Below are 16,655 nucleotides of genomic sequence, written 5' to 3'. Positions count from 1 at the left end.
CTTTTCTGCAACTTCCGGTGTGAAAACAATTCCTGCAGCAAACTCGGCAGGAAATCGATATATATAGCCTCCGTTTGTAGGCTGTCGAAACCGGGCTCCCACAGTTTCCAGGAAATTAAATGCAGGTTTGTTCTTCTCGCTGGGAATAAAGTGGAAGTCAACCCAGTCAAGTCCCTTCGCCAAAGCGAGTCTCCCGAGTCGAACAACCATCTGATATTCCACTCCCCTGCCCAATACCCGGCAACTCAGAAGGAAAGTATCCACCTTTATCGCATTCCCAGCCGCTTCGTGGATTATCAAGCCTACCAGGCCATAATCACCAAAACGATCCCGGACGCTTACCGTGAGCACACCACTCTTTCCCTGCCGCCACATGCTTTGCAGATCACTTTCCGTGCGCCGGCGCGTCGTCATGTTGAACTGGTTCGTTCGCAACGTCAGTTGTGCGGCACGCGTAACCTGGTTGCTGGTTAAATCCGTGATTTCGACACGCAGCTCCAGCCCGGCGAGGAAATCTTGAAGACCGAGCGACTGCTCGCGGAATTGTTCCCGTTCCTTCTCCTGGCGATACATTGCTGTTCGGTGCTTATCCTCAGTGGATAATTTCAAATGATCAAACACCCAGCAGTGCTCCAGAAATTTCGGAATTTGCCCGGACTCAGCCGGCAGGAGCAAGGTCATTACTTCCGGGCAGTGAGACTCCACCTCTGCGCATTCCACCGGATTATCGTCAACAAAGATGAAGCTCTCCAATCCCAACTTCAATTCATCAGCCAGGGAGCGGATGTTTTCGGATTTGGGCAGCCAGTTAATGCGCGAGGCAGTAAAATGTTCGCGTTTGAGCGGCATTTCACGTCGTTGTTCAAAGACAGCCGCAACATCCTCCTGCTCGTTTTTGCTACAAAGGCACAGAAGCATGCCGGCCTCTCCCTGTTTGCGCATAAATTCTTGCAGCGCGAAACGTGCCTCACCCAGTTGTATCCCGTCAGGACCGTCCTCCCCCGCCACTCCAGACCACAGTGTATTGTCACAATCCAACACAATGACCTTATAAGCCGCGCGCTTCAACGCATGGAACCTGCGCGCAATGATCGTACTCAATGCTGTGAAAAATGAAGTTGTGTATGGAATATGTCCCAGTTCCTCAGCTTGAGGATCATTATACTCTTCAACCGGATAAAGTTTGGCGATTTCCTCAAAGGTCGTTAAATGTACACCCGGAATGCGGTGCAGTTCTCCGGCAAGCCTCGTCTCCATTTGGCGATAGAACTCGGCCCGCTCGGGTTGAGCGGCAATATTCGCCGAGCCTGGGCACAAACAGACAAGGTAGGGAGTGGCATGCCGTGCCGAAGCCGCTTTCAATGCCATGGTCAATTCATCCACACTACGCTCGACTCGCTGGTCCCCTGAGGACGACGAAGATTCCTCCACTCCCTCGAACCTGGCCCAGTCTTCCAACCGGATCAGGATCGCGTTCAAGCCATTTTGATTCAGAGCGAGTGAACTCCCCGGATTCAACAACTCCTGGAAAACCTGGTTATAACCCGCAAACTCAACCGCCGCCGGTATTCCCAATTCCTTCATCCAGTATTTGAGCCCCTCTTCGAGCGGTTCGGCAGTAAACGTTGCTGCAATGCAAATCGTTTGACGATTCTGTCTGGCCTTTGCCGCCTTAATCTGGGCCGTCAGATCCTGGGATTTTTCTATTTCCGCGATCTTCCTTTGGGGCTCCCTCGTTAGAGTTTCCAGATTCTTGCAGAAATAATTCAGCAGATGCTGAATCGTGGCGGGTTCGAACAGTGGCATTTTATACTCACAAGCAATCGCAAAGCCGCCAGCTGTCTCCTCGGCTATAAACCGCAAATCCAACAGGGCTGCCTGCAAATCGACCTGCATCATCTCTGCCTTTAGACCGGCGGCATTAAATGCGCCGCCCGGAAAGTTCTGAAACAAAAGCCCAACATTATACAACGGGTTCTGGGCTGTCTTTCGCTCAGGATTGATTGCTTCCACAATCTTCTCAAATGGGCAGTCCTGGTGGGCGTGGGCTTCGAGAACCGCATGTTTAACATCTTTAAGAAACTCGCTGCTGGTTTTTTGTTCAGCCACCTTTATGCGAACCGGCACAAAATTCATGAAACAGCCGATGACATCTTCAATTTCCTTCTGATTTCTCCCCGCCACCACTGTTCCAATAACCAGATCAGATTGCTGCGACCATTTGTGCAAAGTGGTAGCCAGGGCCGCTGTCAAAACCATGAAAGGGGTTGTTCCTTCCCGGCGGCTCAGGCTGCTCAACGAATCGGTGAGTTCTCCGGGCAGAATCACTTGATGCAGTCCGCATTTGGCACCCGGTTCAGAATCCTCCATGTGGTCACCGGGCAGTTCAATGGCACTCGGAGCACCGGCCAATCTCTCCCGCCAAAAAGTGACTTCCTTCTCCAGCACCTCGCCCTGCATCCACTGATTTTGCCAAACTGCGTAATCAACATATTGGACGGTCAGTTCTGGCGGTGCGGGAACTGTTTTTCCTGAAGTGAAGGCGGTATAAAACAAATCCAGTTCCGTAAGAATAAGCCCGAGTGACCAACCATCTGAAATGATATGGTGCATGACCACCAACAACTCATTTCTCACATCATCCAACTTTACCAGAGTGCCACGGATCAGCGGGCCACGCTCCAGGTCAAAAGGCTTTCGCGCATCCTCTTCGATAACCATTTTGGCGTGAGCATCGCGGTCGGCTTCATCCAGTTTCCGCAAATCTGTTATGGCCAGCGCCAGCTTCAGGTGTGGAGTGGTTACCTGTGCAAGACTTCCGTCCACAAACGAAATCGTGGTGCGCAGGGCCTCGTGACGTTCAATGATTTTATTCAGGCTTTGTTCCAGCGCGGCGACATTCAGAGTGCCTTCGAGACGGATGGCCAGAGGAACATTGTAGGCGTGACTGCCCGGTTCCAATCGATCTATGAACCAGAGCCGCCGCTGCGAAAAGGAGAGCGGAGCGTTGGTCTTTTTCTCGGTTGGTTTAATTGGGGGCGCCGCCATGCCTCCCTGGTTCCAGGTTCCGGCCTCAATTCCCGCCGCCAAACTGGCAATGCTCGGCGCGTCAAACAGACTGGACAAAGGCAGTTCCACTTTGAATGTCTGTCGAATGCGGGAAACCACCTGCGCCACAAGCAGGGAATGGCCGCCCAGTTCAAAAAAATTGTCCCGCACACCGATTTTCTTCAAGTTCAGGACCTCTGACCAGATTGCCGCAATGCGCTCTTCTGTCGCATTTCCAGGAGCAACATACTCGGCTCCGAGTTCTGGACGGCCTTGGTCTGGTTCCGGCAGAGCCATGCGGTTTACCTTGCCGCTCGGTGTCAGGGGGAGTGAATCAAGAATCACATATGCCGAGGGCACCATGTAATCAGGCAATTCCGATTGCAAAAAGTCCCGCAAATCCTTCACGGTTACATTTTGACCAGGCTGAAGGACAAGGTATCCGACAAGGCGTTTTTGCCCCGGAACATCTTCTCTGGCTGAAACTACACATTCTCTGGCGGCGGGATGCTTTCCAAGGACATTCTCCACTTCGCTTAGCTCAACGCGATAACCACGAATCTTCACCTGGTGGTCTACGCGGCCCAGGAACTCAATGTTGCCATCGGGAAGCAGGCGCGCCAAATCTCCGGTTTTATAAAGCCGCGCACCCTGCTCCAGCGCCGTGGGATCAGCAATGAAGCGTTCCGATGTTAAATGCGCCTGATGCAAATACCCGCGGGCCAGACAAACACCGCCGATGTAAAGCTCACCGGGTTCGCCAGCAACCACCGGCTGAAACTGATCGTCCAATAAATGGATCTGTGTGTTCGCTATCGGTTTTCCAATCGGAGGCAAAGCCGGCCATTGGCCGGGGGTACCCGGCAGGGTGTAAGCGGTCACCACATGACTTTCCGAAGGCCCGTAATGATTGTGCAACGTGCAATTCGTTAGCTTTTCGAAAAGAGTTGTGATTTTGCCGGTGATGCGTAGCTGTTCACCCGCAGTGATGACCTCTCTCAAACTCTCTGGAAGTAAATCCTCTTCCGTCACTGATTCGGCCAATTGATGCAGTGCGATGAAAGGTAAATAGAGGCGGTTTACTTTTTGTTCACGAATAAAACGCAGCAATTTCGGTGGATCATGCCGAACTTCTTCATCAATCAACATTAGCACACCGCCAGAACACCATGTCGAAAAAATCTCCTGAAAAGAAACATCAAAACTGGGGGAGGCAAACTGCAACGTCTTGTCACCCTTGCCCATCGTAGAAGACTTCAGTTGCCACCAGATGAGATTGACCAAAGGACGATGGCCCATGGCCACGCCTTTCGGTTTACCCGTTGAGCCGGAAGTATAGATTACATAGGCAAGGCTCCCTGGAACCGCGGTGCTGACTGGATTTTGTTCCATGAAGGCAGTCGGCAATGTCTTGTCGATACAAACCACCTGGCATTTGTGATCAGGCAATGTGATGAGCAGCTTCTCCTGGGTAACGAGCACCGGTGCTCGCGAATCGTCCAGCATCATGGCCAGTCGTTCCTTTGGGTATGCGGGATCGAGTGGCACATAGGCGCCGCCTGCCTTCAGAATGCCCAAAATGGCAGTAACCAGTTCGATCGAACGTTCCAGGCATAATCCGACCGGCACGTCTGAACTCACTCCCAGGGATTGCAGGTGGTGGGCAAGCTTGTTTGCAGACGTGTTTAGTTCGCGGTAAGTCAACTGTTGTTCGCCAAAAATGACAGCACTCGCATCCGGAGTCCTCTTCACCTGTTCTTCAAACAACTGATGGATGCACATTTCTGCCGGATAATTTGACTCGGTATCATTACACATCGGCGAGCTGCCAACGGGTGCAGTCGATATCTTTTTCGCCGCTGAGGCCGCCGAGGCCGAAACCAATTCAGGGATTTGCATTTTCAATAGACACGCCTTTATGTTTTCCGCCACTTCCCGCACGTGCGGTTCCTCCAAAATGCTTTCGTGCGCACCGGGAACCACATGAACTTCCACTTCGCTGGCAAACTCATCCCAGCCATACTGATTGTCATAAGAACAAAACAATTGATGTCCCCGACTACGGAACAGCGTGGCTTTGCCGGCGTAGGGCTTCGGGAAAAATTCTATGAGCGCATGGATATGCGTTTCCCAAATTTCCTTTTGGTCTTTGGGGAAAGCTGACAAATCCACCATGTCTTCCACGTTGATGCGTTTGGCACTTTCACCTGTAAGCCTGAAAAAACGTGCCATTCTTCGCCTGATCAGCGCTGCTTTCCAACGCAGAAATTCATTTCGCTGCTGAGCTCCCCACCCAAGTGACCGGACAATCAGGTATCCCACATTGCGTATGAACTTGAGCGCGATCTTCGGTGTCCATTTGACACAGGTATAAGTAGAATTGGGTGGTGCGCAGTTCAGTAACGCCAACATTGCCACTTTCTCTCCCTGGGCGCATAACTGGCGTGCCATTTCATAGGCAACATTCCCACCGAAACAGTAGCCCCCAAGATGATAAGGTCCTTTCGGCTGAAAAGCGCGTATATCAGCAACATACTGCGCCGCCATTTCTTCGATGGATTTGAATTCCTGCTGCCCATCCATGGATCGAGACTTGAGCGCGTAAACCGGTTGATCGAGCCCCAAACTCCGTGCGAGGTTTGTGTAGCCCCAGAACATACCGCCACCGACACCATGCACAAAAAACAGGGCTGGTTTGCTTCCGCGCGGCTGAATCGCAACGATGGAAGAACTCGGCTCGGGTGTCTTCTCATCCCGAACATAGCCTGCCAGCTGGCTCACAGTCGGAGCTTGAAACACCACTGAAACCGGAAGTCTTTTGTTAAATTTCTTTTCTATCTGCGCCAAAAGTCGTACCGCAAGCAGTGAGTGGCCACCCAAATCAAAAAATCGATCTTCAATCCCAATCGGTTGAATACCCAAAACAGATTCCCAGATGCCGATAAGTTCCTTTTCAACTGAATCGCGCGGTCCTAAATATTTTTTTTCCGATCTGTCTCTGCCGGTTTCAGGAGCAGGAAGGGACCGGCGATCCACCTTTCCGTTTTGATTCAGCGGAATTGCCTCCATGGTGACGAAAGCCGACGGGACCATGTATTCAGGAAGTTTTTCTCTCAGGTGCCTGCGCAACTCGGTTGAACCCGGTCCTGGTTGAGAGTGTGGCACGAAGTAGGCAGTTAGCTGTTTACTGCCATCTCTGCCTTGATGCGCATTGACCACGCACTGCTGCACCCCCGGGTGCCGTGCCAGAACCGCCTCAATCTCCCCGGGTTCAATCCGGAAGCCACGCACCTTCACCTGATGGTCCACCCGCCCAATAAATTCAATTTCCCCACTGGCCAGATACCGGCCCAAATCCCCCGTCCGATACAACCGCCCTCCGGCCACCTTACCAAAGGGATTGTGCACAAAGCGCTCTGCCGTCAGGGCCGGACTCAGCAGGTAATCCCGCGCCAGCCCGTCCCCACCCAAGTAAATCTCCCCCGTCACCCCCACCGGCACCGGCTCTCGCTCTCCATCCAGGATATAGGCCGTCGTGTTGGAAATCGGCCGGCCAATTGGCACCGTCAATGCCCCTTCCTCCACGCTCTCCACCAATTTCCACGTCGCAAAGGTCGTGCATTCCGTCGGCCCATATACATGCAGGAGCCGCCGGGGTCTGCCTGTCTGCAGCACCTTCCGCACCGCTCCAGGATCCACAGCTTCCCCGCCAAAGAGCACATTCTTTAAGGCCGCAAATCCCCGGGGCACTTCCGCCACCAGCTGGTTGAAAAGCGCAGTGGTCAAAAACAATGTCGTGATCCTGAAGGCCTCCAATTCGGCCGCAAATCGCTGGGGCGTCAACATGCTTTCCCGCGAGAAAATATGCACCTGGCCTCCATTTAACAACCCGCCCCACACCTCGAAGGTCGCCGCATCAAAGGACACAGTGGCGCACTGTGCCATCCGGTCCTCCGGACCCAGCGTGATATACTCAGTGTTGCGCACCAAACGCACCACCCCACGATGAGGAATGCATACTCCCTTGGGTCTTCCGGTGGAGCCTGAAGTAAAACAAATGTAAGCGATGCTTTCCGGATTAGTTTCGCAAACGGGATTTTCGCCGCTTTCCTTCTCAATGGCAGGCCAATCTTCATCCAGACAGATCAACCTCGGGCGAATTGTTTTCTCCGAACTGCTGCTTTTCGGGAGCAGCGCTGCCGTGGTAGATCGTGTTAGCACAACCGGGGAGTTCAGATCCTCCAGCATCAGCTCCAAACGCTCCATGGGTGAAGACGGATCCAAGGCTGCATATGCTCCGCCCGCTTTCAGGATACCCATAAGGCCTATGATCAGTTCGAGAGACCGGTCCATCAAAACACCAACAATGCTGCCAGTCCGCACACCCGCTGATGCAAGATGGTGCGCCAGCTTATTGGATCGCTCGTTCAACTCAGCGTAGGTCAAATGTTGCAGCTCAAATTTAAGTGCGACAGCGTGAGGCGTTAATCGAACTTGCTCCTCAAACAGGTCCTGAATGCATTTGTTGGCGGGATAATCCGTGGTTGTATTGGTCCAATCATTTAGGAGTTGCTGCCTTTCCAAATTGGTGAGCAGCCGAAGTTTCGAAATTCGCTGTTCAGGGTTATGGATGATTTCCTCGAGCAGGGTTTGGAAATGCCCCCACATCCTGGTTATCGATGAATCATCAAAAAGACTGACACTGTATTCAAAACTTGCAGTCAACCCATGTTCGCGTTCCTCGATAAATAACGAGAGATCGAATTTTGAAGTTTCACCTCTAATCTCCAGCGGGATGACATTGAGTTGTGGCAACCTCAAACTTTCCGAGGGTGAATTTTGAAACACGAACATCGTTTGCACGAATGGCGCATAGCTGGAATTCCGTTCGGGATGCAACTCTTCCACCAGTCTATCGAAAGGCATGTCTTGATGAGCAAAGGCGCCCAGCGCGACATCCTTCACTCTTCCAAGCAATTCTTTGAAAGTCGGGTTGCCCGAAACATCCGTCCGCAAAACCAAAGTATTAACAAAAAAACCTATGGATTGCTCTGTTTCCACCCGGCTTCTGCCCGCAATGGGCGAGCCGACCAAAATGTCTTCCTGCCCGGAATAGCGATAGAGCAGCGTCTTGAAAGCCGCCAGCAGAGTCATGAAAAGTGTTGCCCCGGATTTTCGGCCAAGCTGTTTCAGTCCCTCAACGAGTTCAGGCCGGATAATGTAGGACTGGGTGCCCCCACGAAAGCTCTGCACCAGGGGACGCGGCCGATCGGTGGGCAATTCCAGGAAATCCTTTGCACCTGCAAGTCGATTCTTCCAATAGCCGGCTTGTTTGGCCAGCACGTCACCCGTCAACCATTCACGTTGCCAGACTGCGTAATCGGCATACTGAATTTTCAGTTCAGGCAGGTCTGCGCTTGTTCCAGAACAATTCGCGGCATATAGAGTGGAGAGTTCTCTGAAAAATATCCCCATCGACCATGCATCGGTTGCAATGTGATGGATGGTGACCACCAGGATGTGCCCTGCAGAGTCCAACTTGATAAGCAGAGCCCGCATCATGGTATCCTGGGATAAATTGAAAGGGCGCCGGGCTTCGACGATCATCAGGCGTTGGGCTTCGGCCTCCCGCAAACTGGGTAGAGTTTTCGTTAAATCCACCAGCGGTAAATCCACGGCTGAAATGTCGCTGATTACCTGCACGGGAGTTCCCTCCACCGAAACAAATCGTGTGCGCAAGGCCTCATGTCTCGCAACGATTGCATCGAGGGACCGCTGAAGAGCCAATACATCCAGGTTCCCAGCCAACCGGAAGGCGGTGGGAAAATTGTAGAGCGGACTTTCGGGAGTCAGCTGGTCGAGAAACCACAATCGTTGCTGGGCAAACGCGAGGTCAATGTGATTTGGCTTCAAACGACGTGGAATCGAGGAGGCCCTGGCGTTACCTTTTCCAACACCTTGCAAACGTCTTTCAAGAAGAGTTGGTTTTTGGGTTGAAGCTTCTGGTTGCCCGGAAGCCAGTTCGTTTTCTAGTAACATTTTATTGTTCAAGAGGTAGTTGATTGCAATCCCGAGCCGGCAACCTGGGATAGGTTAATAAATCCGGCAGCCAGTTTCTCAAACGGCATCTTCGTCGGAGAATGATTCCCTCCTGCCGGCTGCAAAAGCCAAGCAGAGGGAAAAAATGCTCCGAGTTCATCAGGCAGATTTCCAGCCGCATACTTTGGGAAGAGCTCATGAACATTCTAGTGGATAAGCAGATATTGGCTCTTTCGATAAACCCAGATTGGCTCTGCCGTTCACTTTCCCTCCTTGTCTCTTCCGCTATTTAGCTTTCCCAAATGTCCTGGCGGCGGCAAAACAGAAGCCCTGAACAGATGATCACTCCTGATTGCAAGGCAGTCGCCGGGTCCTGCCAAAGCAGCCGGGCGACGCATCCCCTTACGATAAAAGCAAATCTGTTGACTCCGCCAGTAACCGAGCGATGTTGGGTCCAATGAAGCTTTACTCACCATAATCGTGGTCAAATGCTACTGACGGAATAGTGAAATCGTAAGTAGGTGAATACCGCACAGCTGCAGGAGTAAAGAACCCAATGATAAAACGAATGGGCGAAGATTTTAATACTACTACTTTGATACATGGCGTGGGTTAACCGTGTCTGTGCCGGAATGATTTACCCGGATAAAACATTTCGACTGCTCCCTAAAGAGCGACTAAGTATGTGAATAAGAGACAGATTGATAAAACCGTGCTAAACTGAGTTGTTAATCATGATACGTAGAGATTTTGTAGGTCTTCACCCCATTGGACGTGGGGACTCGCTCGTCTACTTTCGAGTTTTTATAGTGGAATCCCTTTACTGGTGAAAAACGAAATTCGCATTTTGATGCTGGAGGATGAGGCCAGGGATGTTACCCTGGCAAATCGTGCTCTTAAAGAAGGAGATATTCCTTTTTCTTTAAAAAGAGTGGTAACGCGTTCGGCCTTTCTCAATGAATTACAAAAGAATACGCCTGATCTGATTATTTCAGATCATGCGCTTCCGGACTTCGACGGATCGGCAGCTTTACAGCTGGCGAGAGAGAAATCACCTGACATCCCGTTCATTTTCTTTACGAGTTCGCTCGGTGAGGAAAATATTCTGGACAATCTCAAAATGGGAGCCAGCGACTACGTCCTGAAGCACCGAATCAATGATCTCGCACCGGCTGTTCGACGGGTATTACGTGAGAAGGAGGAACGGATTCGCAGAAAGCAGGCTGAAGCCGCGCTACGAAAGAGCGAGGAACAGCTTCGGGCATTAATCGAAAATGTAACTGATTACGCGATCTACATGCTGGACATTGAAGGCCGCGTGGCAAGCTGGAATGCGGGGGCAGAACGCATGAAGGGCTACCAGGCCGAGGAAGTTATCGGCAAACCATTTTCCGTATTTTTTAGCGGGGAAGATGCCGAAAGCCGCATTCCCGAATCTCTTTTAAGGCGCTCGCCGATAGAAGGCACTACGAAACATCAGGGATGGTGCGTTCGCAAGGACGGAACCCGGTTCTGTGCCAGTTGGAGCATTACCCCAGTGCGGGATGGTTCGGGAAAAATCAATGGCTTCAGCACCGTAACACGTGATGTGACCGAGCAGGCAAAGGCTGAGGAAGCATTGCAAAAAAGTGAAGAGCGGTATCGATTACTGGTTGAATTTTCCCCATGCGGGGTACTCGTGCACAGCGGTGGACGCGTGATTTTTAGCAATTCGACAGCGGCAAAAATGCTGGGCGCAAAAGATCTCCAGCAAATGCTTGGCAGATCAATTCGCGACTTCATCCATCCAGATTGCTGGGCGGCCGTGGAAAAACGCATTGAATCGCTGCATGCAGGCAAAATCGTGCCTTTTTTGGAAGAAATCTGGGTCGGATTTGATGGAAGGCCCGTGGACGTAATGGTTGGCGCCACGCCGCTTGTATTTGAAAAGGATTTTGAGAACCCGGTGATCCAGGTCATCGCCCTTGATATTTCCGAGCTCAAACGAAGTGAAGAGGATCTTCGCAAAAGCGAGGAACGTTTTCGACTGGCCGTGGAAAGCGTCAAGGACTACGCCATTTATATGCTCGACAAGGATGGACGCGTAACGAGCTGGAACGAGGGAGCCGAACGAATTACCGGCCTTGGCGCAGATGAGGTTTTGAGCAAAGTTGTTAATCATTGCGAACCCGATAATAAGAAGGCCAAAAAGGAGGCGGCAAAGGAACTGGAACGAGCTGCAATGGAAGGAAGAATCCAAAACGAAGGATGGTGCCAACGAAAGGATGGTTCGAGTTATTATGCCATCTGGACAGTCACGGCAGTGAAGGATGCCGCCGATACAATTACCGGCTTTTTAAAGGTGGCCAGGGACGTCACGGAACGAAAACAGCATGAGGAACAGGTGGCGCGCTGGAACACTGAATTGGAACAGCGAGTGGCGGAAAGAACAGCACAATTGGAAGCCGCCAATAAGGAGTTGGAAGCCTTCAGCTATTCGGTTTCACACGACCTTCGCGCACCGTTGCGCCATATAGATGGGTTTGTAGATATACTTCAAACCACTGCCCTGGAAAAACTGGACGAGGAGAGCCGCCAGCATCTTCAAACCATCGCCGATTCCGCAAAGCAAATGGCCAAGCTGATTGATGATTTGTTGGGATTTTCGCGAATGTCGCGCGTGAAGATGAATAAGCGTCAGGTTAACCTCGCCACGTTGGTGCAGGATGCCGCCCGGCACTTGCAAGGCGATATGAAAGGCCGCGCAATTGAATGGGCGATCGGCGACCTTCCCACAGTTGAAGGTGACCCTGAAATGTTGCGTCAGGTCTTCATGAACTTGATTGATAATGCACTCAAATACAGTCGCAACCAAAAGAAGGCCCGCGTCGAAATCGGTTCCTTTCCGGAGGAGGACGATAATGTGGTATTCGTTCGCGATAATGGTGTCGGCTTTGACATGCGATATGCCGACAAGTTGTTTGGCGTTTTCCAACGTTTGCACAGGGCCGCTGAATTCGAAGGGACGGGCGTGGGTCTGGCCAATGTGCGCAGAATTATTCATAGGCATGGCGGGCGCACCTGGGCCGAAGGGGAAATTAATGCGGGCGCAACGTTTTATTTCACTCTTCCAAAAAAGGTTATTGAGTGAAGTCTATTGAATGCCATCACCACCAGTTGAATGAAGTCAGGATATATTCAGGCATTGCGGCTTTGAAACGGCTTGCAATCGCTGCTGCAGCGTTTACCATGCAATCGTCGAATTGCCTTCAGCCCACGCTTTCGACCAGCGGTTTCGGCCGTTGCCTAATCAGAAGGAGAGGCTTTCGCCCTGATTTAAACACATCCAAATGGTCAAATTTGTGAATGAGACGCTAATTGCTTATTTTTGCGCGTGAAAAAACAGATTCGTATTTTACTAGTTGAGGATGATGCTACGGATGCTGAATTGATCAAGCATGCGCTCCGGAAGGATGGCTTCATTTTCACATTTCAGCGTGTGGAAACCAGCGAAGATTACATGGAAGCAATCGATAAGGAGGTGCCGGACGTGATCCTTTCCGATTATGCGCTGCCTTCCTTCGATGGTTATACCGCGTTGTCAATTGCTCAAAAAAAATGCCCGGATGTTCCATTTATTTTCGTTACGGGAACAATGGGCGAAGAAGTTGCCATTGAAACGTTGAAGAATGGCGCAACGGATTATGTGCTCAAGCTGCGCCTGGCCCGGCTGGCTCCTGCAGTCACGCGAGCGTTACGTGAATCAAAGGAGCGTTCAGAGCGCAAACGCGCAGTAGAACAACTGCGTCAATCCCACGAACAATTGCGGGCTCTATCAATCTATTTACAGGAAATCCGCGAAGAAGAGCGCATCCGCATTTCGCGAGCAGTCCATGATGAACTGGGACAAGCGCTAACCGGATTGAAGATCGACCTTTCGTGGCTGGCCCATCGCCTGCCGAAGGAAATGACCCCGGTTTTGAACAAAGCCAGGGACATGTCGGCGCACATCGACGAAACCATTCAGACGGTGCGCCGCATTTCCACGGAACTGCGCCCCGGGATTCTCGACCATCTAGGCCTAGTGGCAGCCATTGAATGGCAGGCAAATGAACTTCAAAGTCGAACCGGCATCCATTGCAAAATTAGCAGTTCCCTGGACCACACGGTACTGGATGAGGATCTGAATACAGTGTTTTTCCGCATTTTCCAGGAAACCCTCACCAATGTGGTTCGTCATGCACATGCGACCCGGGTGGACGTGAACTTGAGGGAGGAAAATAATCGGCTTATTTTGGAGGTAAAAGACAACGGCAGGGGCATTACCAAGGAACAGATTTCAAATTTCAAGTCCATTGGGCTGTTGGGAATGCGTGAGCGGGCATCGCTTTTAGGCGGTGAAGTCGTCATCACCGGGGTCCCCAAAAAGGGCACCAGGGTGATAGTCTCAATCCCGTTGCCACTTCCAGCAACCCGGACCAACAAGCGTCACCAACAGCAACATCCTCACCATGAGAATTCTCATAGCAGACGATCACGCGGTAGTGCGACATGGGTTGAAACAAATCCTCGCCGATGAATATAAGAAGGCAACCTTCGGTGAAGCCCGCAATGCCCAGGAAGCATTGAACAAGGTTTGGAAAGAGACGTGGGATGTGGTTATCCTGGACATCACCATGCCAGGCCGCAGCGGACTGGAAGTCCTGCGCGAGATTAAAAAATCCTCACCCAGGTTGCCAGTGCTGGTATTGAGCATGCATCCAGAAAACCAATTTGCCGTGCGCGTGCTAAAAAGGGGTGCCTCGGGCTACATGACCAAGGAAAGCGCACCCGAAGAATTGGTTGGAGCCATGAAAAAAGTCCTCGCCGGGGGGCGTTATGTGAGCACCGGTCTGGCTGAAAAACTTGCCTCCTATCTCTCAGCCGACACACAGAAGCCGCCGCAGGAATTACTTTCGGACCGCGAATTCCAGGTATTACGACTTATCGCTTCCGGCAAGATTGTCAGTGAAATTGCCAAGGAACTTTCTTTGAGCGTTAAAACCATCAGCACCTACCGCACTCGCATCCTGGAAAAGATGGGGATGAAGAATAATGCTGAATTAATGCACTACGCCATCCAACATCAGTTGGTGGAATAGGCGGGCTCTCAGGATTATCGGCGCGCAAAGTCGATAAAACCTTGATTTAAATCGACCGAAAGTAGTTGCACTTTCAATTTGTCCCCAACGTCGATGCCCTGCATCCCCTGCACGACCCGGCCTTCAGCAGGAAATTTCAAAAGCCTGACGTAGGTCCCTTTTGGAGCCGCGCCGGTTACCACGCCCTCGAAGGTTTCACCGATCCGGTTACGGAGCAGGTCCGCAGCGACATCTTCGCATCAGCGTTCCACTTTCGTGCGGCATTTCGCGTTCCGTGCAGTGGCAGCAAGCTCCAGCAGTTCAGCTTCGGAATAAGGACCAGATGGCCGGCCGCAGCAGCCTTCAGAAGGCGCTGGGTAACCAAATCGGCGAAGCGACGATTGGGGGCTGTTGAATGAGTGTAATCATTCACCGCCAGACCGAAATGGCCTTCCTGTTGAACACCCGTTTTTTCCAGCACATACTCCCCCGGCCCGAGCAGCTTTACGATCGACAGGGAAAGGTCTTGAAAATGATCCGGATCAGCGGCTTGGCGGTCCAACAAAAAGTCAGCCAGAGCTTTCGGGTCTGGCACGTCGGGCAGATGCACCTGGAATTGCACGGCTATCGCCTGAATGCGATCCCACCGTTTTGGGGTTCGCACCACGCGCTGGATGGACATGCAGGCATTTTCCTTCAGGTGCTGGGCCATGGCCACATTCGCAGCCACCATGAAGCTTTCAATAATGTCATGCGCGACATTATGCTGCCTGACTTTCAAATCGGTCACCGCGCCATCTTTAACGACCGGTACAGCTTCGGTACTGCCGAATGTCAAAGCCCCCTTTTGTGAACGCAGGGTTCGTAGGCGTTTGGAAACTTCGAATTGCAGTTTCAATTGCTGCTCCAGACCCGGCACATCCGCCACTTCCTTTGGGATTGGGGTTTTTCCCTCCAACCATGGGCCCACACCTGCATAATTCAGTTTTCCAAAATTTCGGACCTGGGCACAGTAAACATCGTAACAGTTGACTTCTCCAGACGCACCCACATGCATTTCAATGATGATGGAAAGCCGATCCTGATTTCCCACCAGCGAAGTCAAATCTGTGGAGAACTCCGGTGGCAACATGGGAAAGGTTCGCACCCCTGTATAGACAGAGGTTGTGTTCAGTGCTGCGTGAGCGTCGGTCGCCGTCCCTCTTGGAATGCTTGTATCCACGTCTGCGATGGCCACGCGGAGGTTTATGGTGCCGTCCGGCAACTTTTCGGCGAACTCAATTTGATCCAGGTCACGAGATTCGGTATTATCGATTGAGGACCAAAGGAGCGAACGTAAATCCTTCAAAGGTTTAACCGAAGGTTGATTTTGCGTTTGCCGCAAACTCTGAATTTCATTCGCAATCTGCAGGGTAAAATCTGGTTGAAAGCCAGCCTCAATCATGGCTTGATGAGCCCTGGCCTTTAGATCAAACGACGGATTAGACATGTGACCATTTGATTGGAGCAAACCGGAGCTGGCAACCCAAAATAATCGGAACAATGGCTCACGGCAAAGATTGTGTTATAGTGGACTGTTTACGAAGGAAACAATTATGAGATTAAAGGGAAAAGTCGCGATCGTGAGTGGAACCAGCAGCGGTATTGGCAAGTCCATATGCGAGCGCTTTGCTGCTGAGGGAGCGCAGGTGGGAATGAACTACCGCCTGGGAGGCAAACTGGATGCAAAAGGAGCCCAGGCAGCGGCTGCGAAGATGGGGCCGAATGTAATTCCAGTGGAAGGAGATGTCAGCAAGCGAAGCGACGTTGAGAGAATGATCCAGGAGATGGTGCAGAAGTGCGGACGCCTGGATATTGCGGTGAGCAATGCGGGGATCGAGATCAAGCGACCTTTCATTGAGGTGACCGATGAAGAATGGAACAAGGTGCTTTCGGTGAACCTGTATGGAGCGTTCGTATTCACCCAGATTGCTGCGCGGCAAATGGTGAAACAAGGCCAGGGAGGCAAAATTATTTACATCTCTTCCGTGCACGAGGATATCCCCCTGCCCGAATACACTCCTTACTGTGTCACCAAAGGCGGCATTCGGATGATGATGCGCAACAATGCCATTGAACTGGCTCCGCACAAAATTAATGTAAACAACATAGCTCCTGGAGCCATTGCAACTCCCATCAATCAAAGTGTGCTCGACGATCCGGAAGCCATGAAGAAGGCCACCAGCGATATTCCTTTGCGTCGCTTCGGCACATCCGAGGAGGTAGCCAACGTGGCTTTATTTCTGGCGAGCGATGAAGCGGATTATGTGACTGGGAGCACCTACTACATCGATGGAGGGATGACGCAAAACGTCACCAAATATTAAACGGCGCATCAGCTACTCGGAATTAAGCTCGTTGTTGGGTACCGGAGTCAAGACGGGCTCGTTGAGAGGAATATGGAGTTTTTCCAGCAGTGGCGCTGCTTCC

The 16,655-nt window shown here is 51.6% G+C and carries 6 protein-coding genes and 1 pseudogene; 4 read left to right on the top strand and 3 right to left on the bottom strand.

Going from position 1 to position 16,655, the window contains the following annotated elements; genetic code table 11:
- Window positions 1-99: 99 nt before the first annotated feature.
- Window positions 100-9,087 (bottom strand): annotated as a pseudogene (locus tag CFLAV_RS32200) (amino acid adenylation domain-containing protein); the annotation flags it as partial.
- A gap of 826 nt (window positions 9,088-9,913) precedes the next feature.
- Between CFLAV_RS32200 and CFLAV_RS32195 the strand changes: the two are divergent.
- The 3 genes from CFLAV_RS32195 to CFLAV_RS11380 all read left to right on the top strand — a co-directional run bounded on the left by CFLAV_RS32195 (window position 9,914) and on the right by CFLAV_RS11380 (window position 14,207).
- A complete protein-coding gene (locus tag CFLAV_RS32195) occupies window positions 9,914-12,217 on the top strand; it encodes a PAS domain S-box protein (protein WP_050785709.1) in 2,304 nt (767 codons plus the stop codon).
- 243 nt (window positions 12,218-12,460) lie between these two features.
- Window positions 12,461-13,645, top strand: coding sequence for a hybrid sensor histidine kinase/response regulator (locus CFLAV_RS11385; RefSeq protein ID WP_007414871.1), 1,185 nt, complete (start codon window positions 12,461-12,463; stop codon window positions 13,643-13,645).
- A complete protein-coding gene (locus tag CFLAV_RS11380) occupies window positions 13,578-14,207 on the top strand; it encodes a response regulator (RefSeq protein WP_083808862.1) in 630 nt (209 codons plus the stop codon). The genes CFLAV_RS11385 and CFLAV_RS11380 overlap by 68 nt, the downstream gene beginning before the upstream one ends.
- Before the next feature lie 14 nt (window positions 14,208-14,221).
- Here the strand turns inward: CFLAV_RS11380 and CFLAV_RS37590 are convergent, their stop codons facing one another.
- Both CFLAV_RS37590 and CFLAV_RS11375 read right to left on the bottom strand, forming a co-directional pair.
- Entirely contained in the window at window positions 14,222-14,389 is a 168-nt protein-coding gene (locus tag CFLAV_RS37590; RefSeq protein WP_202796889.1) for a hypothetical protein, read from the bottom strand.
- Window positions 14,383-15,675 (bottom strand): ribonuclease catalytic domain-containing protein, encoded by a 1,293-nt coding sequence (locus CFLAV_RS11375; protein ID WP_007414869.1) that lies wholly within the window; start codon window positions 15,673-15,675, stop codon window positions 14,383-14,385. The genes CFLAV_RS37590 and CFLAV_RS11375 overlap by 7 nt, the downstream gene beginning before the upstream one ends.
- Window positions 15,676-15,781: 106 nt before the next feature.
- On the opposite strand from CFLAV_RS11375, the gene CFLAV_RS11370 reads away from it, so the two are divergent.
- Window positions 15,782-16,552 carry a glucose 1-dehydrogenase gene (locus tag CFLAV_RS11370; RefSeq protein ID WP_007414868.1) on the top strand — a complete coding sequence of 257 codons (771 nt, stop codon included), beginning with the start codon at window positions 15,782-15,784 and terminating at the stop codon, window positions 16,550-16,552.
- Window positions 16,553-16,655: the final 103 nt, after the last annotated feature.

Source organism: Pedosphaera parvula Ellin514 (genome assembly GCF_000172555.1).
Taxonomy (GTDB): Bacteria; Verrucomicrobiota; Verrucomicrobiia; order Limisphaerales; family Pedosphaeraceae; genus Pedosphaera.
Note: the sequence above shows the minus strand (reverse complement) of the source record. Positions and strands in the feature narration are given on the sequence as shown.

Coding starts and splice junctions, on each gene's coding strand:
- CFLAV_RS11370 (WP_007414868.1), top strand. CDS start 15,782: ATGAGATTAAAGGGAAAAGTCGCGATCGTGAGTGGAACCAGCAGCGGT.
- CFLAV_RS11380 (WP_083808862.1), top strand. CDS start 13,578: ATGAGAATTCTCATAGCAGACGATCACGCGGTAGTGCGACATGGGTTG.
- CFLAV_RS11375 (WP_007414869.1), bottom strand. CDS start 15,675: ATGTCTAATCCGTCGTTTGATCTAAAGGCCAGGGCTCATCAAGCCATG.